The organism is Marinomonas sp. THO17 (genome assembly GCF_040436405.1).
Lineage (GTDB): Bacteria > Pseudomonadota > Gammaproteobacteria > Pseudomonadales > Marinomonadaceae > Marinomonas.
Genome location: NZ_AP031575.1, coordinates 1,637,015 through 1,656,117, shown reverse-complemented (window position 1 = coordinate 1,656,117; position 19,103 = coordinate 1,637,015). Strand labels below are relative to the sequence as shown.

The window sequence follows — 19,103 nt, the reverse complement described above, 5'->3', positions numbered from 1 at the left end:
TTCCTCAATCTGTATTTTTATACTTATTATTAATGAAACCTCGATCATTTCGGGGCAATATATTGGTCGTATTTAATCGAATGGTTCGATGGGTTTGCTATTATGTTGTCTGAGCGTTTTGGTTCTTTATTCGTACCATGCTGTATTCTGCTCTTGAGTGTGTATGCTAGCTTATATATTGGTATATTGCCGCCAGCGTGGATTGGCATCTTGCCTTTGATGCCTTTGATTTTAGCTGCGATCGCCATTTTATTAGCATGGCACTTTAACAAAGGTCGAGTTTTTATACTGGTGCTTTTGTTACTAATTCCCAAATTATATGGTGGCTCTGAGCAAACAGAGTCCATTACAGCGTATCTGGTTGTCTCTTGCTTCAGTGTTGCTTTACTCGCTTTTGTTAAAGAGCGTGGCTTTTTCAATAAGTTCGCAGTGAACCGCCTATTGTTTGTCGCCATGTTGGTGACCTGGTGTTATGCCATCGAAAGACATTGGGTGTCTTTTTCTTTTCTTGATAACGCTGTTTGGCAATTTCCCTTTACTTGGTCAGATTTTTTGTTATGGGCAGGCTTAGTGGTGAGTATTTTGTTAATGGCGGCGGCTTGGTGGCGCAGCAATGACGCGTTTCATGCCTGTGGGCTAGTCAGTGTTATCAGTCTCATTATTATCTCTCGCTTTAGTATTTCCGACGGGCAATACGACACCATGTTGTCCGCACAATGTTTGTTGTGGATCTGGTTTTTATTAATGGAAAGTTATCGAATGGCCTATTTGGACGATATGACACGTTTACCAGGTCGTCGGGCTTTGAATGAAGAGTTAGTTGGTTTATCAAAATACTATGCCATTGCCATGGTAGATGTGGATCATTTCAAAAAGTTTAACGATACCTATGGCCATGATATGGGTGATAAAGTGCTTAAGATTGTGGCTGAACAGTTGAAAGCCTTTTCCTCCCCAGGCCGTGCTTTTCGCTATGGTGGCGAAGAATTTACTCTGGTGTTTCGGCATGGTGAATTGAAAGAGGTCGAAAAAGTATTGGAAAGAGTGCGCTCCAGTATTGAAAAGGCGATTGTGGAAGTATTTGATCCTAAAGCGAAGAAAGACAAGGGTGTCAATGTGACCGCAAGTATAGGAGTGGCGTTTGCCGCTAGTGGTGAAGACTCTGAATCTGTTATCAAGCGTGCAGACGAAGCCCTGTATCAATCGAAAAAGAAGGGGCGAAATCGGGTTTCTAAGTCCTTGCCAGCCAAAAGCGTGTCAAAAAGCTAAAAAAATTGAACGAACGGTCAATTTTTTTAGCTTAACCTATTGCACTGTGAATTTAGCTGTCTATAATCGTATTTAGATTTCAAGAACATTAAGGTGTGTGAGTCTTCACATACCTTAATTACAGCGCCAACGTGGTGTAACAGTTAGCTTAGATAATGAATGCCTATAGTTATTTGAGTCTCTGTTACGAGGGGAAATGGGGAGCTTCGGCTCCCTTTTTTTATGCCGGAGGAAAAGTCTAATTAAAGTAGGCTATTAAGGGAATTGTTAGAGCGTGCTTCGTGAGCATGGGAAAAAATGTTATTCTGTTTATGCTTGTTGAAGATGAACAGATCCCCCTTTTAAATTTACGAGTATATCAGCGAGGCTAGATTTGAGCGACGCAAAACGACCTAAAGATCAGCTGAAAGCGCACATTCGAGCGCAAAATCAAACTCTTATTCTAGAAACTTCGGAACGTGTTTTTGCCCGTCAAGGGTTGGCTAAAACCACCACGCAAATGATTGCCGATGAAGCCGGTTTGCCTAAGGCTAATGTTCATTATTACTATCGCTCCAAAAAGGATTTATTAGAGGCTGTTTTAGAACGTATCTTGACCTTGTGGCTCAACTCAGTAAGTGAGTTTAATGTTGCACAGGGTCCAAAACAAAATTTGACACGCTATATCAGTGAAAAAATAGACCACTCTCGTATTGATAAAAATGCTTCTAAAGTATTTGCTATGGCCCTGATTGGAGAAGAGCCCTTTGTGCTAGAGTATTTGCGCCGTGCATTTGTGACTGAGTTAAGTCGTGAAAAAACCACCATTGAAAGCTGGGTTAATGATGGTTTGATGGAACCTGTTCCAGTAGAGCATTTGTTTATTAGCATTTGGGCTATGACGCAAACCTATGCAGATTTTGATGCTCAAGTTCGTATTATGTTGCAAAAAGACGATTTGCAAGAGAGCGACTACGAAGAGGCAAAAGCCTTTATAACGAAAATGGTATTAGCTGGCTGTGGAGTTAAAGAAAGCGTATGACAATTGAAAGTGCTATTGCCTTTTTTGTTGCTATTTTCATTTTCAGTATTACTCCTGGGCCAGGTGTTTTCGCCATCATAGCGCGAAGTATGACTCAGGGAGCTAGAGCCAGTGTTTCTTTGTGTTTAGGAATGACTGTAGTCGACATTATGTATCTACTGATGGCTTGTTTTGGTCTTGCGGTGATTGCGCAAACTATGGAAGGCTTGTTTATCACTATTCGTTATCTTGGGGCTGCTTATCTCATCTATTTAGGGTGGAAAATGTGGAGCGCTCCCGTTGTTACTAAGACAAAAGAAGTTACATTGCCGAAGTCGTCGAAACAAGAAATGGCCAGTTTTGTTCAAGGTTTTATGATTGCGGTATCCAATCCAAAAGTTATTTTATTTTACATTGCCTTTTTACCCACTTTTATGGACTTGACTATATTGACGTCATGGGACATTGCATTAGCGTCAGTATTAACCTTTATTGCACTCATGTTGGGGCTTACTTTAATTTCTGTGAGTGCTTCTCAGGCTCGTCGTATGATGAAATCCAGTAAGGCAATGAAAGGGTTGAACCGAGTGGCAGGTGGCATTATGGTGAGTGCAGGCGGTTATCTAGCATTGCGCAGTTAACTAAGAGAAAGTTTTACACAGCCGCCAAAGAGTCCTTCTCTGCGGCGGCTGCTTTGATTAGCGGGTACCGTAAATGCGGTCGCCAGCATCACCAACACCTGGGCGAATATAAGCGTGGTCGTCTAGCTCACGATCAATTGTGCCAATGTACATAGGCACGTCTGGATGTGCTGCTTTGAAAGCTTGAATGCCCTCTGGTGCAGCAAATAAACATATGAAACGCACATCTGAAGCGCCCATTTCTTTCATTTTTTCAATGGCCATGATGGCAGAGTTGCCCGTTGCCAGCATAGGGTCTACCACAATAATGGTTCTTTCACTTATAGAGTGCGGCATTTTTAAGTAGTATTCGACAGGTTGTTTGGTTTCAGGATCTCGATATAAACCCACATGACCAACTCGCGCTGAAGGCGACAGTTTTAAAACGCCTTCGGCAAGACCATTACCCGCACGCATAATGGTAACAATACACAGCTTTTTACCTTTAAGAACGGGACTCATGGCTTTTTCAAGCGGTGTTTCTACTTCAATATCCACTGTATCCAAATCGCGAGTTGCTTCGTATCCAATTAATGTGCCTAACTCTTCTACCAGCATTCTGAATTCACGAGTGCTGGTGTTTTTATCACGAAGACTGGTGAGTTTGTGTTTTACGAAAGGGTGCTGGATAACAAAAATGTCGTTGTACTTTTCAAGAAGTTCTTCGCGAGTCATGCGTATTTTCCTTTTCGTTGGCGTGCTTTGGTATTCAATCATTACCTTGCAAAATTTATTCTCATGATAGCACTAAGTGGTTTTTAGCTAAATCATTAATCTTGTCCTTTTGGTTAGTGAAGCTTTAGGTCAAGCAGGGGATTGATTTCTTTAAGATAGTCACAACATAGACAAGCATTAGACTGGTTAAATAAGCCGTGAATGTGGGTAGAGAATGTCCCAATGAAAGAATTGGATTGAATAATGAGTAATGACGACTTTATAGAAAATCAAGAAGATAATGACCTAACAGATGATGAAAGTGTAGTTATCAGTGACCCCAAAGCCCTTGCTTTACCAGACGATGTGTTGCCCGAATCTCTCTATATTTTGCCAATATCAAGTCGGCCTTTTTTTCCGGCACAAGTACAACCTGTGATGGTGGATGCTGAACAATGGGAAGACACGGTTGAACGTATCGCTGAGTATCCTCAGGCCGCTGTAGGCTTGGTGTATGCTGATAAAGTGGGTAAAGGTGCCCCTTCAGTAGAAGTATTTCGGTCGATTGGCTGTGCTGCTCGTATTCATAAAGCTGAGAAACAAAGTGATAAATTGACCTTTTTGGCTCAAGGTATAAAACGCTTTGAAGTAGTCGAATGGCTGAGTGATACAGCACCTTATTTGGCGAGAGTACGTTACATCAATGATGCAAAAGCCAGTGACGATGAAGCAAAAGCCTATTCAATTGCTATTTTGGATGCGATTAAAGAACTGATTCGTTTGAATCCTTTGTTTAGTGAAGATTTGCGTCAGTATTTAGGTCGCTTTTCTTTCAATGAATCTGGCTTGCTGGCTGATTTTGCCGCTTCCATTACCTCGGCAGAAGCGGAAGAATTATACGATGTGCTAGCAACTATTCCAGTACAAGCCAGGATGCATTTATCGTTAACTTTATTGCGAAAAGAGCTGGAAATTGCTCGTTTACAAAATGAAATTAGTGCTGAAGTGAATGACAAGATTGGCAAACATCAAAGGGACTTTTTCTTACGGGAACAACTAAAGGTTATCCAAAAAGAATTGGGTATTTCCAAAGATGATCGTACTTCCGATGTGGAAACCTTTGAAGAGCGCTTGCAAGGAAAAACCTTAACTCAATCTGTCTCGGACAAGATCCAAGAAGAGTTACATAAGCTTAGTATCCTAGAAACGGGATCACCAGAATATGGTGTAACACGTAATTACTTGGATTGGGCGACGTCTCTACCTTGGGGCGTACATTCTGAGGATAACTTAGACATAAAGTCGGCTCGTGAGGTATTGGAGTCGCATCATGCCGGATTGAGTGATATTAAAGATCGTATTGTCGAGTTTTTAGCTTTAGGTGCGCATCGTGGTGAAATGGGTGGATCAATATTGTTATTGGTTGGTCCTCCTGGAGTGGGTAAAACTTCAATTGGTAAATCCATCGCCGAGTCACTTAACCGTAAATTCTATCGATTTAGTTTAGGTGGTATGAGAGATGAGGCTGAGATTAAAGGCCATCGTCGCACCTACATAGGTGCTTTGCCGGGTAAGTTTGTGCAAGCGTTAAAAGATGTTCAAGTCGAAAACCCTGTGATCATGTTGGATGAGATAGATAAAATCGGTTCGTCATTCCAAGGTGATCCAGCATCCTCTTTGCTTGAGGCGTTGGATCCTGAACAGAACAGTGAATTTCTTGATCACTATTTGGATATGCGAATTGATTTGTCCAAAGCTTTGTTTATTTGTACGGCGAATCAGCTGGATACGATTCCATCGCCATTGCTGGATCGGATGGATGTGATTCGTCTTTCGGGTTACATAGGGGATGAAAAATTGGCCATTGCGAAACAGCACTTATGGCCTAAATTGCTGAAGAAAAATAAGTTATTGAAAAAGCAACTGAATATCACGGATGCGGCATTGCGTCATGTGATTGAGCATTATGCGCGTGAAGCGGGTGTGCGAGGTTTGGATAAGTTGCTACAAAAAATTCTTCGCAAGTCGGTTGTGGAACTTATGACGGGCGAAAAAGATCACATCAATGTGGGTGTTAAAGATGTTGAGAATTTGTTGGGTATGCCTTATTTCCGCCCTGAAAAAACCTTGCAAGGCATAGGCGTCGTAACAGGGTTAGCTTGGACTTCAATGGGCGGTGCCACCTTACCGATTGAAGCGACTAGAGTGCATGAGTTGACTTGTGGTCTTAAGTTAACAGGTAAACTGGGAGAAGTAATGAAGGAGTCAGCTGATATTGCTTACTCTTATGTATTTTCTCATACCAAGAGTTATCAGAGCTCACCTGAATTTTTTGATAAGTGTTTGGTGCACTTGCATGTTCCTGAAGGCGCTACACCCAAAGATGGTCCAAGTGCAGGTATTACTATGGCGACAGCGTTAATGTCATTGGCAAAAAGCGAACCGGTACGTCGAGGATTAGCGATGACGGGGGAATTAACCCTGACAGGGCAGGTCTTAGCCGTCGGCGGGATTCGTGAAAAAATCATTGCTGCTAAGCGCAGTAAGATCAATGAAGTGATTCTACCTGAACCGAATCGACGTGATTTTGAAGAATTACCAGACTCGGTTAAAGAAGGTATAACAGTGCATTTTGCGGAACGCTTCGCCGATGTTGAAAAAGTGGTGTTTGATTCGACAGCTAATAATTTACACTGAAATTTTAAAGATCAATTCGTACTGATTTTTCAATTATTTGTTCGCAAGCAAGGCATTCTATTCATGCTTAAGTCGTGAGAAAATAATCGATACCGGGTGAACAGTGTTTGCCCGGTTTTTTTATATCATTTGTTAGGGGGCGTTGATGCCTAATTCGGCCAAACTCACACAAGGTTCTACCTTTAAGCATGTTGTTACCATGTCGGTGACCAGTGCATTGGGTTTGATGTGTATGTTTTTGGTGGATTTAGTCGACATGCTTTTCTTATCAATGTTAGGTGAGAAAGAAGCTGTTGCGGCAGTGGGTTTTGCTAGCACAATAATGTTTTTTACCGTTTCCTTAAGTATCGCGGTATCCATAGCGGCGACGGCATTGGTTTCTCGTGCAATAGGTGAACATAATATTGAGCTGGCAAAGCGCCGTGCGGTTAATGTGCTGGCATTTGGCATTTTATTTTCATCTGCTGTGGTATGGTTTTTATGGCCTAAAATCCCTCATCTTCTGCTGTTTATTGGTGCTAATGGACGTGCTCTTGATTTGGCAACCAGCTATTTGCAAATCCTAATTTTGGGCATGCCTGCGGTCATGATTGGTATGATTGGCTCAGGCATTATGCGTGCGTTAGGAGACGCTAAGCGTGCAATGTATGCCACCATGGTGGGTGGTTTGGTAAATGCGGTGCTTGACCCTATTTTTATTTTTGCTCTTGGTCTTGGGGTGGATGGTGCTGCAATTGCATCTTTATTTGCTCGATGTTCGATGGTAGTTGTTGCTTATTATGGTGTGGTACAAGTACATAAGATGCTCGGTGAGTTTGATCTTATGGACTTTTTTAAAGATACCCGCAGCATTGCCATGATTGCTGTGCCGGCCATGTTGACCAATTTATCTTCGCCATTAGCCAATGCTATTGTGATGGAACATACTTCGTCGTTTGGTGATGATGCGGTTGCTGCAGTGGCTATTATTGGTCGTATTATTCCTGTTGTATTTGGTGGTTTGTTTGCTTTGTCTGGTGCAGTTGGGCCTATTCTTGGGCAAAATTACGGGGCAGGACGCTTCGATCGTATGTATCAAACGGTTTCGAGTGCGGTTATTTATGCATTAGGCTACTGTGTACTGCTTTGCTGGGTGCTTTATGTTTCACAGGACTGGTTGGTGGTGGTGTTTAATGCTTCCTCTGGTACAGCGGATTTGATTCGCTTCTTCGCCACTTTTGTGTCCTTCAGTTTCTTTTTTCAAAGTCTATTGTTTATTGCTATTGCGACCTTTAATAATCTAGGGCGTCCGTTAAACAGTACTATGTTGAATTTTGGGCGGGCAACTTTGGGGACTTGGCCTCTTATTATTGTGTTTTCTTGGTTTATGGGAGCAGAGGGAATTTTGTTTGGCCAAGCAATTGGGTCGGTGATATTTGGCTGTGTCGGATTTTACACGGCGCGAAAATATATTGTTGAGCTTGAGCAGAGATATGAAGAGAGTAAGTCATCTTCTGGAACGACTTCGACTAGAGAGGTTATGCCGTCTGGTGCTTCAACTGGGTTTGATGAGTTAATTTAGCCATACCGCTGTTTTTTTAAATGCATATTAGTTCTGTTTACTTGCCCAGAGTAAATATTCTTGATTGCCATCACTGCCTTTTATGGGGCTCGCTAAATAGCATTTCACTTCAAATCCAAGTTCTTCAACAAAAGCTTGTATGTCAGTGGTTAGCTTTTTAACCTTGCTTTGGTCTTTGACTATGCCGCCTTTACCAATAAATTCTTTGCCAACTTCAAACTGAGGTTTTACTAAGGAGATTAGGTGGCCATTGGATTTTAGTAGAATAGGAAGTTGTGGCAAGATCTTTTTCTGAGAGATGAAAGAGACATCCATTACCGCTAAATCAAAACCTAATTCAGGCATATGTCCGTGTAAATCTTTCTCACTAAGATAGCGAGCATTGATGCCTTCTAAACAAACAATCTGTGGATGATGTCGTAAGCTCTCATCAAGTTGTCCATGACCTACTTCAACACCAACGACTTTGGCTGCGCCGTGTTGTATTGCACAATCACTAAAGCCCCCAGTTGATTGACCGATATCTAATATATGAAAGCCAGATATATCCAGTTGAGTATGCTCTAATGCGCCTTCAAGTTTTAAGGCCCCTCTCGAAACGTATTTGTCTAAGTGATTTTTATTGACATTAATTTGAGTCTCTTCTGGGAGTTTAAGGCTTGCTTTTGACACAGTTTGCCATTGCCCATTGAGGTAATAACGAACTTGCCCATTGCGGATGAAAGTCTGCGCTTGTGAACGAGATTTGGCTAAGCCTTGCTCAGTAAGAAGTAGATCGATACGTAACATGATGATTCTAGAGTAAAGAGTAGTGCCCTTATATTAGCAAAATTGGGCTATGCTAAGTAAGTTTAATCATTGATTGAACAAACCTTTATCCATAAAGATAAGTAAATTCGAGGATTTTGCGTGCAACCGAACACTTTAATTTCAACAAGCGAACTCGCTTCTATATTGGGAAACGAGAATCTCGTTATTTTGGATAGTCGCTTTTATCTAACGGATTTAGCAAAAGGTCATCAAGAGTATCTTGCAGGTCATATTCCAGGAGCCATTTTTATCGACCTTCATCATGAGTTAGCTGGCGAAGAAACTCAGACATCAGGTCGGCATCCATTACCAAGTGTTGATGATTTTGCTCAGTGTATACAGCAATGGGGAGTGGGTTTAGACAGTGACGTTATTGTATACGATGACATGGGAGGGGCGATGGCGGCGAGAGCCTGGTGGATGTTGACTCAACAAGGTATTAAAACTCGTGTCTTAAATGGTGGCTATCCGGCTTGGAAACGCGAGGGAAGAGACATTGATACTCTGGTGCCTGATGTCACCCCAAATACTGTAAGCCTGAAGGTTGAGTTTCCCTGGTCGGTGAGTGAACAGCAAGTAGTAGAAAATTTTGAGACCAATCAATTCCAGCTGGTGGATTCGCGCGCACAAGATAGGTTCTTAGGAGAAAACGAAACCATGGATCCAGTTGCTGGCCATATTCCCGGTGCAATTAACCGTCCTTTTATGGATAATTTGGATGAAAAAGGTCGATTTAAACCAGCGGAACAGCTTCATGTTGAGTGGCAAGACTGGATTATGCATCCTGTCGACGATTATGTGTACTATTGTGGCTCGGGTGTCACCGCTTGCCACAACATATTGGCTTTAAACTATGCAGGAATTGACGCAAGATTGCTTTATGTCGGATCTTGGAGTCAGTGGTCAAAAAGAATGTCACGTTTGATGCAAGGAAATTAGTTCTTAGCATTTGGTCATAAAAACGAGAAAAAGACACAATTAGCATTTTCTATTTTGCTATAGACTGTAAAATAGAGCGCAGTTTTAGATTGGATCTTTGTTGTAAGGTATCGAGTTATGAAAATAGCAGTGGCTGGTACTGGCTACGTAGGAATTTCAAATGCTTTGTTGCTCGCTAAGCATAACCAAGTGGTTGCATTGGACATCATTTCTGAAAAAGTAGACATGCTGAATGCTAAACAGTCGCCGATCGAAGATGAGGACATAGAACGTAGTCTGCAACAAGATCAGCTTAACTTTAAGGCGACGTTAAACAAAGATGAAGCCTATGTGGGTGCGGACTTCGTCATTATCGCCACACCAACCGATTACGATCCCGATACAAATTACTTTAATACTCGTCATGTTGAATCTGTTATAGCGGACGTTTGTCATATTAATCCAGATGCTGTGATGATAATTAAATCAACCATTCCGGTTGGATTTACGGAAGCGGCCAGACAGACTTATGACACAAAAAACTTGATCTTTTCTCCAGAGTTTTTGCGTGAAGGAAAGGCTTTGCACGATAACCTGTACCCGTCTCGTATTATCGTTGGCGAAGAATCTGATCGCGCTCGCGTATTTGCTAACCTGCTGGTACAAGGGGCGTTGAAAAAAGACGTTGATGTTTTGCTTACAGGTTCGACAGAAGCAGAAGCGATTAAACTCTTTGCTAACACTTATCTTGCGATGCGAGTGGCTTTTTTCAATGAGTTGGACAGTTATGCAGAATCTCACCAACTAGACAGTCGTCAAATCATTGAAGGTGTCGGCTTAGATCCTCGGATTGGTCAACATTATAATAACCCTTCCTTTGGTTACGGTGGTTATTGTCTTCCAAAAGACACCAAGCAATTATTGGCAAATTATGACAAAGTCCCTAACAACCTAATTCGTGCTATAGTGGATGCCAATGTGACACGCAAAGATTTTATTGCTGAATCTATTCTAAAACGTTCCCCAAAAGTGGTTGGTATTTATCGGTTAGTCATGAAATCTGGTTCTGACAACTTTCGTGCGTCTGCGATTCAAGGAGTCATGAAACGCATCAAAGCAAAGGGTGTGGAGGTGGTTGTGTATGAACCAGCAATGAGCGAATCTCAATTCTTCAATTCAAGAGTCATAAACGACCTTGAAGAGTTTAAATCGATTGCAGATGTCATAGTTGCAAACCGCATGACGGATGATGTGGAAGACGTCGCTGACAAGGTTTATACCCGTGATTTGTTTGGTGGGGATGCTTGATCGATATTATTCACATATCAAGATGGTTTATCCTTCCTAAGCCATATAAGTATTTTGGTTTTAATAAGGTTTAAAAAATGGGTTTTAATAAAAAGTTATCGTTATATGGTTTGTTTTTAATTATTAATATTGTCTTTTCAATTTTAATTGCTTGCCGGTATTTTGTATATTTACCGAATTTCCCTCAAGGTATCTTAGCCCCACTTTTCCTTGTCTCCAGTTTGATCGGCCAGATGGCATTGCTTGGTGGAGTGGTGGGTTTACTAGGACTTATTTTCGTTATTTTTCCTAAACCTATATTTCTAATTTTTATTAGCCTTCTTTCTAGCTTAGTATTATCTGTATTAGTGATTGATACTTTTGTATTTGCGCAATATAGGTTTCATATAAATGAAGTTGTACTAAAGCTGGTAATGTCTGGTGATGTTGTGGATTTTTCAATCCTGACATGGACTATCACAATCATCTCTTTTATTTTTGTTTTCATAGTTGAATATTTAATTGCTAGTTTTCTATGGCAGCAGTCAATTACTGCTCGTGGGAAAAAGAAATTTTATGTTTATGGATTTATTATTTTTTTCTTTTTAAGTAATTTTATTCATATCTGGGCAGCAGCGAATGCTTATCAACCTGTATTGATCGTTAAAAATTATCTTCCATTATTTCAACCTGCTACAGCAAATAGATTAATGCAGAAGTATGGTTGGATAGATGAAGAAGCCTTAGCTGAGCAAAGAGCTTTATCTATTAAGACTGGCTCAGATGTTCACTACCCACTTTCAACAATATCTTATAATGAAATAAAGGATCCTATTAACGTTGTTTTTTTGGTAATAGATTCCTGGCGATTTGATACTTTTAATGAAGAGATAACACCAAATTTATGGTCTTATGCGCAAAGTGGGCGTATTTATCCTAAGCATTATGCAACCGGTAACGCGACTCGAACGGGAATTTTTGGTCTTTTTTATGGTATACCGGGCACATATTGGCATAGCATGCTTGCTAATCAACGATCACCCATCATGATGGATAGGTTTCAGCAACTGGGTTATCAGATAGGTGCTTTTGCATCTGCCTCGCTGCTTGATCCTGAGTTTAATCGAACAGTATTTTCAAAAATACCGAATCTCAGGGTTCGTTCTGATGGAGATACTCCTTCGGCTCGTGATATAGATTTAACACAAGATTGGTTGGACTGGTATTCACATATTGATAAATCAAAACCACAGTTTTCGTTTTTGTTTTATGATGCACCACATGGATATGATTTTCCTAAAAATTATAAAACGCGTTTTGAACCTATGTTGAACAGTGTAAATTATTTGAGTCTTAATAATGAAATGGATCCAGAGCCATTTAAAAACCGTTATAAAACCAGTGTGCACTTTGTCGATAGTCTTGCAAAAAAGGTGTTGCAAGCCATCGAGGATGCAGGGCAAAGAGATAATACAATCGTTATTATGACGGGTGATCATGGACAAGAGTTTAATGATAACAAGCTTAATTTTTGGGGGCATAATGGCAATTTTACACCTGCTCAAACTCATGTTCCTTTTGCCATTGTAGGGCCTATGATTGATTCTGGAAGACCATTTAAACAAGGAATGACAAGTCATGAAGATGTGGTGCCTACTTTGATGCAGCACTTTTTAGGAGCCGCAGGAGATAGCTCAAAATACTCCACTGGATTGGATTTATTATCCGATAATTTGGTTAGAGATTGGGTAATGTCATCCAGTTATAGTGCTTATGCTATGATCAATGAGGACAGCATTCTTGAAGTTGGCAGAAGTGGTCAATATCAACTGCTGGATTTATCAAACAGGGCAAAAGAATCTGGAGGGCCGGGTGTGCAATATATGAAAGAAATGTTGGAGCATTTGAGCCGCTTTAAGAAGTAATAGCAATTAGAAAATCGAATAAATTCTTATACTTAAGTTTACGGGATTGTTTATATATTTTTTAATGGATAAAGGTAGTATCTCTACTTATAGCTTAATTTCAAAGAGTAATAGCTGTGAATCGGTATTCTGAACATCAGTCTTATCAGAGAAACGGCCTATCAATGTAGGAGTGAGTAGTAATGTTAATACTTTTCAATGACTCCTAACACAGAGAGGGTCTTTCTCTGGAAGGCGCGAAGTCAGTCTGCATAGAGTAAGGTTTTGTGCTGTGCAGGAGTATGTTGGCACATGCCGGTACTGTTTGTATGTTTCTTGGTAAATCATTGAAAATATTATTTTCGAAATTATAGTTAAAAATATATATATTTAGTCTTATTTAGTGAAGGTTTGCTTTATATATTTTAAGATATTTTTCTGCCATTTTATTGGGATGATAGTCAACGACAAATCTTTTGGCATTTGATAGTAGTTTTGCTCTTGCTGCATTATCATTTTTCAAGTCTAGAATCGCATCTTTTAATGCATGAGCATCATTTACCTCAACTAAAATACCAGTATATTGGTGTTTGATAATATCAGGAATACCTCCGATGTTTGAGGCTATTATGGGAACTTCAGCTTGCATAACGTCTAATAATGTAGAACCTAATCCTTCATTGCGTGAGGGAAAAGCAAATAAGTCTAGAAAAGGTAGATAATCACCAATATTTTCTTTAAACCCCATCCAAGATATATTTTGATTTTCTTTACTTAGTTGATGTAGTTCTTCTTTATCAGTGCCATCGCCAAAAAAAACAAAATGTAATTCAGGATGGGATTGCTCTACTAGTTTTGCGACTTCAATAAGTACCTTCTGGCCTTTATGTTTATCGACCAAAGCGCCTACATGCCCAACGATAAATTTATGGGGAAATAGTTGCCGAAACGCCTCGCCTATATCAGGACTACATTCTAATTGAGCACTTGCACTTGGGATAGTATGAACGTCTCCCCAATTTCTGTTGCTTAACTGATGTGAAATTAGGTTTGATATGCCTACAATAGCAGATGCGTTCGTATAGGTTTGTATATTTAGCCATTTATTTTTTACTGGTATGTCAACGCGCCTAGTAATTATGTAAGGAGTCTTGTGGATGAGCTTGTTAAAAAAAGCCCAATGTACCGCTTTCGCTTCATGAGCATGCACAAAGTCAAAATTATTTCGTGAAAATAAACCTGAGAATTGGTTTTCTACATTTTTAAAGGTTAGATTTTTGATATCAGATAATTTTTCTCTTAAAGGAGAACTTTTTCTACAGGCTAGTGTTTGAGTAATTTCAGCATATTCAGATAATGATCTAATTAATAGCTCTGTTTGTCTTTCTCCGCCACGAAATCCCTTAGCAAGATTAACATGAAGAATTGATAGTTTATCCACGAATTATTTCACCATATATTGTTAAAGTCATCTTGTTCGGTAACACTAGTATCTCTTTGGTACTCAAGCAACTTTGCATATTTGAGATAGCTGTTAACGGCGGAACTCAATGACACTGTAAAGCCATCAACACCACCTAAAAAACCACGTTGAAAAATGTATTTTCGAATAAAAGCATTTAGACCATGAGTAAAAGGAGAGAATACATTAGCCCGTTTTCCTTTTGCATACATGATTTTTGCCGCTCTGCCACTAAAGTTTCTTCCCGGCTTGGCAAAAAGTTCACCAATATTTCTAAAAGAGTAGTGAATAATATCAGCATTAATATCCTTAATGTTCTTAGTTTCAACTTTTGCATGCTGTTTTACGTTAGCAAAGCGAGTTTTTTTTGAGTTATACAACCTTATACAGCGATCTGGATACCATCCACAATGCTTGATCCATCTACTACCAATCATATTTTGCCTTCGGAAAGAATAGGCATCATAAGGTGATTGATTTAAATTGATTTTTTTAATTGAATCTATCATTTTTTGGGTTAGCCGTTCATCGGCATCTAAGCTTAATACCCAGTCATGTTTTGCATATTTTAGCGCTACATTTTTTTGTATGCCATCGCCGAGATAGGGTTGCTTAATAACTTGTGCACCCAACTCTTCAGCTATTTTAATCGTGTTGTCGCTACTACCAGAATCAACCACAATGATTTCATCGCATACTTTTTTCATAGAGGTTATGCAATCAAAGATATTTTTCTCTTCATTTAAAGTGATTATGTTTCCAGAAATCATTGTTCTTTATTCCTTAATAAATAAATAGCTTTATCGACAATTGTATTTATTTCAATATCTTTAATATTGTCTCCATTAGTAGGGGTTATCTTTATGGAGTTTTTATGAGGAAGGAACCATTCGGGGTTTTCTTTTCGAAAAATTCCAATATACGGCTTTTGAAGGCACTGGGCAATATGAGAGGGCCCACAGTCATTCGCTATAGTTAATTCACATGAGTCAATTAGCTTAGATATATCTTTGATCTTTAAATTGATGTGTACGGAGAAATTAAATTCTTTTTTTAAGTTTTTTAAGTATTGATTTTCTTTTTCTTCATCAGGGCCTAAGAGAATATGAAGATGGCTTTCGCCATTGATTTTTTCAGAAATAATTTGATAGCATTTGATGAAATTATCAATGCCCCATTTTTTGAATTCGCCTGCACCGCCACCTGGCATTATTAATATATTTATACCATTTTTTTGAAAATCTATATTTGATTTTTGCTTGAGGTTATGAAAGAGTGAAGAAATTTCATCTAATATTTTTTCTTCACTATCAATGAATATTTTTAAGTATGATGTTGCTCTATAGGTATTATTATTTAGCTTGTGATGTTGGTTGGGTATTATTTTTGAAATTATGTTTCCATTGGTTAAACTAAAAACTTTCCCTTTTCCAAAAATTCGACTTGCTGTAATTGGAAGTAAGTAGCTTGGTCTCAAGTTTAGTAAATTTTTACTTTTGAAAGAAAATAAAAGCTCTTCAATTTTGCTAGAGGATTTTTTTGACTCATTTATCCATTCTACTTCAGAGTATATCCAACTCAGTTCATACTTTGATATGAGAGTTAAAGGAGACTTGTTTGTATAATTTTTGTAGAAATAAAACAAAGCAGGCAAGGCTGTAATTTGGGCGCCATAGTGAGGTCGATTTCTTAATAGTACAGTGTTCATTAATTTAATAAGCTCTCATAGATACTACTTGGTTTTATTTTATATTGACAATTTGTATGTCCAAGAGGGCACTCTCTTTTAAAGCAAGGAGAGCATTCTAAATGAAGATTATGGATGACTTTATTGTCCGTGAGAGGGGGGGTAAAAAGCTCACTGGTCGAGCCATATATGCCATGTACCCTTGTGCCCACTGCTGCAGCGACATGCATAAGTCCAGAGTCATTACTGATGGCAACTTCAGCCGCTTCAAGCAAATCTATCGCATCAACCAATTGCGTTTTTCCACATAAATTAACAGCGTACTCTCCAAGGTCTTTTATGATTTCATTGCCATCCTGTTGGTCTTTGGGACCACCTAGAATCCAAACTTGATGTCCTTTTTCAATTAATTTTTTTGCCAGTTCATGAAAGTGAGGGATAGGCCATTGTTTGGAAGGGCCAAATTCAGCGCCTGGCATAAGTGCAATGGCAGGGCGTTGAGAGAGTGAATGTTTTTTATATAACTCTATTTGATTAGCTTTATCAATGGCTAACTTTGGTTGAGGGAGAATATTCGGTGGGTAAGCCTCTTGATTATTTACCCCCAGAGACACGAAACGTTTCACCGTCTGGTTCAAAATGTTTTTATCCAGCTTTCTACGCTCGTTGAGCAATACGTATCTTTGTTCACCTTTGAAACCAATTCTATGGGGTATATTCGCAAAAAAAGGTACTAAAGCCGATTTCCATGATCTTGGGATGACTATAGCTTTGCTGTAGCTCTCATCACGTAGCCTTTTGCCAATGGTTAAGCGTGTCTTGATTCCCCATTCACCATGACTTGTAGGCAATACAATAGCGTTACGGACTTCTGGCATCCTTGCAAGAATAGGCACAGACCAATTTGGGCCGATCACATCAATGATGGCGTCTGGTTCTTGTTGTTTAATGGTCATAAATAAGCTTTGCGCCATAACCATGTCGCCCACCCATGATGGACCAACAATTAAATATTTAACCATGATTATCTAACCAACCTAAGTAGTCTTTGACTCCTTCTGCCAAACCTCTAAATGAACCTTTATAGCCAGTCTCTCTTAGTTTGGTAATATCTGCTTGAGTAAAGCTCTGATAGGCGCCTTTTAGATGCTCAGGGAATGGAATGTATTCAATTTCGCCCTTACCATAATGCTCGATAACTGTTTCTGCAATGGTCCTAAATGGCTCTGCTTTGCCTGTGCCAAGGTTGAATATTCCAGACTTATCAGGGTTATCTAAAAACCACAGCTTGGTATTAACAAGATCTTCAACGTATATGAAATCCCTACTCTGACCACCAGCTTCATAGCCATCATAAGCACCAAATAATTTTGGATTCTCATCCGCTAATACTTGATTACGTAAATGAAAAGCGACACTTGCCATGCTGCCTTTATGTTGCTCTCTTGGGCCATATACGTTGAAGTAACGAAAGCCCACTATCTGATGTTTAGCTGTAGGAAGAATGGATCGAACGTATTGATCAAATTGAAACTTAGAGTAAGCATACATGTTCAATGGCTTTTCATATTGTCTTGCCTCTTCAAAGACAGGACCTGAGCCATATACCGAAGCTGAAGACGCATAAGAGAATGGAATATTATGTTTTGAACAAAATGCGAGAACAGCTTTGGAGTATTGATAGTTAACATCCATGACATATTTGCCATTCCATTCTGTGGTCGCTGAGCAGGCTCCTTCATGGAAAACGGCAGTCACATCCATTGCTAAAGAGTCTTGCTTGATCGCCTCTAAAAAATCATACATGTCCATGTAATCGGCAATATCAAGATCGGACAAATTTAGGCATTTTTTACCATCAGTTAAGTCGTCAACCAATACTATATTAGTAATTCCTCGATTATTTAAGGCTTTGATGATGTTGCTGCCAATAAAGCCCGCGCCGCCAGTAACAATATACATATTTAGTCCAATTCGTGATGTGAGTTGTTTAATTTAAACCATGTTAGCATTTCTGTAATGCCCAGAAAAATGTGATAGCTGGTTGTGCCTGAAAGAGGGTAGCTTTTTGGGGCATTATCTTGGTCTAGATATTCGTTCCAACCCCCTGTGCTTAAAAGGTAATTATCCAGCATAAACTCACAAGCTTGGGTTAATCGAAATCTCTTCTCTTCCAAGCCAATTGGTATAACTGTGATGGCCTTTAGGTACTCTGTAATAGGCCAAATACGTTTTTCTTTATCAGTTGCTAATAAAGTGTTGCCATCTATTTGATTGTAGATGCCGCCATTTGGGTCAATGCCATGTCTTGTGGCTGTTAACCAGAGTTGTTGAGCAATATCGGTATATTCCGTGTTAGGTAGTATTGTGTTTGCTTTATATAACAGCCATACCCACTCAAAGTGATGCCCCGGCTCAACTTGGTGGCCAGTTTCAGGATGCCATTGCCAATCGGGAGTATAAAATTCTCTTAGTGTCTTGTTTTTTTTATCGAAAAAATGCGCTTCCACAAGAGACAAAAGCATGGCAATAGCATCTTTGTATTCATTTTGCTGGGTTGCTTCGTAGGCGGCGATGTAACCTTCCAGCAGGTGCATGTGTGGATTTTGTCTACGAATTTGTTCTTTGTTAATGGGATAACTTTCAAAAAAACCACCGTTGGAAGCAGCCATTTTATCATGCAAAAAATAGTGAGTTTTAGCTATATACTCTAGGGCTCTTTTGTCTTTGGTAACCCGATAGTAAAAGCTGAACGACAATAAAACAAAGGCGAGAGCGTAAGCATCCGAATCGGTATTTTGCGTGCTTAAATCATCGTTTAAAGAAAAGATCCAACGATTGTCTTGATAGTAACGTTCCAAAATGAAGTCAAATAGGGGTTGAAGTTTGGCTTCAAAAAGCTTGCTGTTTTCTGTTGGATTGCTAAGGCAAGCGTGGCTGAAGGTATAGAGTTGACGACATTGAGTAAGTAATCGAATTCGACCCATAGGCTTGATTGTCCAATCTTGATGCAAACTCTCGTAACTGTAGCCCAAAGAGTCATCTAGACCATACTTGGCCCAGTTTGGAAGAAGTTTAGAAAAAACAAAAGATTGGCAATCTAAAATTGCTGAATCAAGCATGCTAACAAAGCCTTATTTTTAATGAAGTTCGCGTGTCCAACTTGCAGGGTGA

General features: G+C 39.5%; 16 protein-coding genes. 8 read left to right on the top strand and 8 right to left on the bottom strand.

Annotated features, from left to right (window positions below):
• The first annotated feature begins 102 nt into the window (after positions 1 to 102).
• The 3 genes from ABXS85_RS07810 (at position 103) to ABXS85_RS07800 (ending at position 2,910) form a co-directional block, all read left to right on the top strand.
• The gene (locus ABXS85_RS07810; protein ID WP_353669479.1) at positions 103 to 1,269 is read left to right on the top strand and encodes a GGDEF domain-containing protein; all 1,167 of its coding nucleotides are present in this window, start codon (positions 103 to 105) and stop codon (positions 1,267 to 1,269) included.
• A gap of 373 nt (positions 1,270 to 1,642) precedes the next feature.
• Complete coding sequence (locus tag ABXS85_RS07805) at positions 1,643 to 2,290, top strand: TetR/AcrR family transcriptional regulator (protein WP_353669478.1); 648 nt, start codon at positions 1,643 to 1,645, stop codon at positions 2,288 to 2,290.
• Positions 2,287 to 2,910, top strand: coding sequence for a LysE family translocator (locus tag ABXS85_RS07800; protein ID WP_353669477.1), 624 nt, complete (start codon positions 2,287 to 2,289; stop codon positions 2,908 to 2,910). Before ABXS85_RS07805 ends, ABXS85_RS07800 begins: the two co-directional genes overlap by 4 nt.
• A 57-nt stretch (positions 2,911 to 2,967) precedes the next feature.
• Here the strand turns inward: ABXS85_RS07800 and upp are convergent, their stop codons facing one another.
• The gene (upp, locus tag ABXS85_RS07795; RefSeq protein ID WP_353669476.1) at positions 2,968 to 3,624 is read right to left on the bottom strand and encodes a uracil phosphoribosyltransferase; all 657 of its coding nucleotides are present in this window, start codon (positions 3,622 to 3,624) and stop codon (positions 2,968 to 2,970) included.
• A gap of 243 nt (positions 3,625 to 3,867) precedes the next feature.
• Here upp and lon point away from each other — a divergent pair, with 243 nt between their 5' ends.
• Together lon and ABXS85_RS07785 are read left to right on the top strand one after the other, a co-directional pair.
• On the top strand, positions 3,868 to 6,300 hold the full coding sequence (gene lon, locus ABXS85_RS07790) for an endopeptidase La (protein ID WP_353669475.1): 2,433 nt from the start codon (positions 3,868 to 3,870) through the stop codon (positions 6,298 to 6,300).
• Positions 6,301 to 6,445: 145 nt separating this feature from the next.
• Positions 6,446 to 7,861, top strand: coding sequence for an MATE family efflux transporter (locus tag ABXS85_RS07785; RefSeq protein WP_353669474.1), 1,416 nt, complete (start codon positions 6,446 to 6,448; stop codon positions 7,859 to 7,861).
• 27 nt (positions 7,862 to 7,888) lie between these two features.
• Here ABXS85_RS07785 and ABXS85_RS07780 read toward each other — a convergent pair whose 3' ends face one another.
• Positions 7,889 to 8,650 carry a TlyA family RNA methyltransferase gene (locus tag ABXS85_RS07780; RefSeq protein ID WP_353669473.1) on the bottom strand — a complete coding sequence of 254 codons (762 nt, stop codon included), beginning with the start codon at positions 8,648 to 8,650 and terminating at the stop codon, positions 7,889 to 7,891.
• 120 nt (positions 8,651 to 8,770) lie between these two features.
• On the opposite strand from ABXS85_RS07780, the gene ABXS85_RS07775 reads away from it, so the two are divergent.
• The 3 genes from ABXS85_RS07775 to ABXS85_RS07765 all read left to right on the top strand — a co-directional run bounded on the left by ABXS85_RS07775 (position 8,771) and on the right by ABXS85_RS07765 (position 12,801).
• Positions 8,771 to 9,610, top strand: a complete 840-nt coding sequence (locus ABXS85_RS07775; RefSeq protein ID WP_353669472.1) for a sulfurtransferase — start codon at positions 8,771 to 8,773, stop codon at positions 9,608 to 9,610.
• Between the two features lie 117 nt (positions 9,611 to 9,727).
• On the top strand, positions 9,728 to 10,897 hold the full coding sequence (locus tag ABXS85_RS07770; RefSeq protein ID WP_353669471.1) for a nucleotide sugar dehydrogenase: 1,170 nt from the start codon (positions 9,728 to 9,730) through the stop codon (positions 10,895 to 10,897).
• Between the two features lie 77 nt (positions 10,898 to 10,974).
• Positions 10,975 to 12,801, top strand: coding sequence for a DUF3413 domain-containing protein (locus tag ABXS85_RS07765; protein WP_353669470.1), 1,827 nt, complete (start codon positions 10,975 to 10,977; stop codon positions 12,799 to 12,801).
• A 379-nt stretch (positions 12,802 to 13,180) separates the two neighbouring features.
• Here ABXS85_RS07765 and ABXS85_RS07760 read toward each other — a convergent pair whose 3' ends face one another.
• The 6 genes from ABXS85_RS07760 to ABXS85_RS07735 are packed head-to-tail and all read right to left on the bottom strand — an operon-like array spanning position 13,181 to position 19,051.
• Positions 13,181 to 14,221, bottom strand: coding sequence for a glycosyltransferase family 4 protein (locus ABXS85_RS07760; protein ID WP_353669469.1), 1,041 nt, complete (start codon positions 14,219 to 14,221; stop codon positions 13,181 to 13,183).
• Positions 14,222 to 14,229: 8 nt separating this feature from the next.
• A complete protein-coding gene (locus ABXS85_RS07755) occupies positions 14,230 to 15,012 on the bottom strand; it encodes a glycosyltransferase family 2 protein (RefSeq protein ID WP_353669468.1) in 783 nt (260 codons plus the stop codon).
• Positions 15,009 to 15,950, bottom strand: coding sequence for a glycosyltransferase family 9 protein (locus ABXS85_RS07750; protein WP_353669467.1), 942 nt, complete (start codon positions 15,948 to 15,950; stop codon positions 15,009 to 15,011). The genes ABXS85_RS07755 and ABXS85_RS07750 overlap by 4 nt, the downstream gene beginning before the upstream one ends.
• The gene (gene waaF / locus ABXS85_RS07745) at positions 15,950 to 16,951 is read right to left on the bottom strand and encodes a lipopolysaccharide heptosyltransferase II (protein ID WP_353669466.1); all 1,002 of its coding nucleotides are present in this window, start codon (positions 16,949 to 16,951) and stop codon (positions 15,950 to 15,952) included. The genes ABXS85_RS07750 and waaF overlap by 1 nt, the downstream gene beginning before the upstream one ends.
• Complete coding sequence (rfaD, locus tag ABXS85_RS07740) at positions 16,944 to 17,891, bottom strand: ADP-glyceromanno-heptose 6-epimerase (protein ID WP_353669465.1); 948 nt, start codon at positions 17,889 to 17,891, stop codon at positions 16,944 to 16,946. The genes waaF and rfaD overlap by 8 nt, the downstream gene beginning before the upstream one ends.
• A 2-nt stretch (positions 17,892 to 17,893) precedes the next feature.
• The gene (locus ABXS85_RS07735; RefSeq protein ID WP_353669464.1) at positions 17,894 to 19,051 is read right to left on the bottom strand and encodes an AGE family epimerase/isomerase; all 1,158 of its coding nucleotides are present in this window, start codon (positions 19,049 to 19,051) and stop codon (positions 17,894 to 17,896) included.
• Positions 19,052 to 19,103 lie beyond the last annotated feature (52 nt).

Coding starts and splice junctions, on each gene's coding strand:
- ABXS85_RS07810 (WP_353669479.1), top strand. CDS start 103: ATGTTGTCTGAGCGTTTTGGTTCTTTATTCGTACCATGCTGTATTCTG.
- ABXS85_RS07800 (WP_353669477.1), top strand. CDS start 2,287: ATGACAATTGAAAGTGCTATTGCCTTTTTTGTTGCTATTTTCATTTTC.
- upp (WP_353669476.1), bottom strand. CDS start 3,624: ATGACTCGCGAAGAACTTCTTGAAAAGTACAACGACATTTTTGTTATC.
- lon (WP_353669475.1), top strand. CDS start 3,868: ATGAGTAATGACGACTTTATAGAAAATCAAGAAGATAATGACCTAACA.
- ABXS85_RS07785 (WP_353669474.1), top strand. CDS start 6,446: ATGCCTAATTCGGCCAAACTCACACAAGGTTCTACCTTTAAGCATGTT.
- ABXS85_RS07780 (WP_353669473.1), bottom strand. CDS start 8,650: ATGTTACGTATCGATCTACTTCTTACTGAGCAAGGCTTAGCCAAATCT.
- ABXS85_RS07770 (WP_353669471.1), top strand. CDS start 9,728: ATGAAAATAGCAGTGGCTGGTACTGGCTACGTAGGAATTTCAAATGCT.
- ABXS85_RS07765 (WP_353669470.1), top strand. CDS start 10,975: ATGGGTTTTAATAAAAAGTTATCGTTATATGGTTTGTTTTTAATTATT.
- ABXS85_RS07755 (WP_353669468.1), bottom strand. CDS start 15,012: ATGATTTCTGGAAACATAATCACTTTAAATGAAGAGAAAAATATCTTT.
- ABXS85_RS07750 (WP_353669467.1), bottom strand. CDS start 15,950: ATGAACACTGTACTATTAAGAAATCGACCTCACTATGGCGCCCAAATT.
- waaF (WP_353669466.1), bottom strand. CDS start 16,951: ATGGTTAAATATTTAATTGTTGGTCCATCATGGGTGGGCGACATGGTT.
- rfaD (WP_353669465.1), bottom strand. CDS start 17,891: ATGTATATTGTTACTGGCGGCGCGGGCTTTATTGGCAGCAACATCATC.
- ABXS85_RS07735 (WP_353669464.1), bottom strand. CDS start 19,051: ATGCTTGATTCAGCAATTTTAGATTGCCAATCTTTTGTTTTTTCTAAA.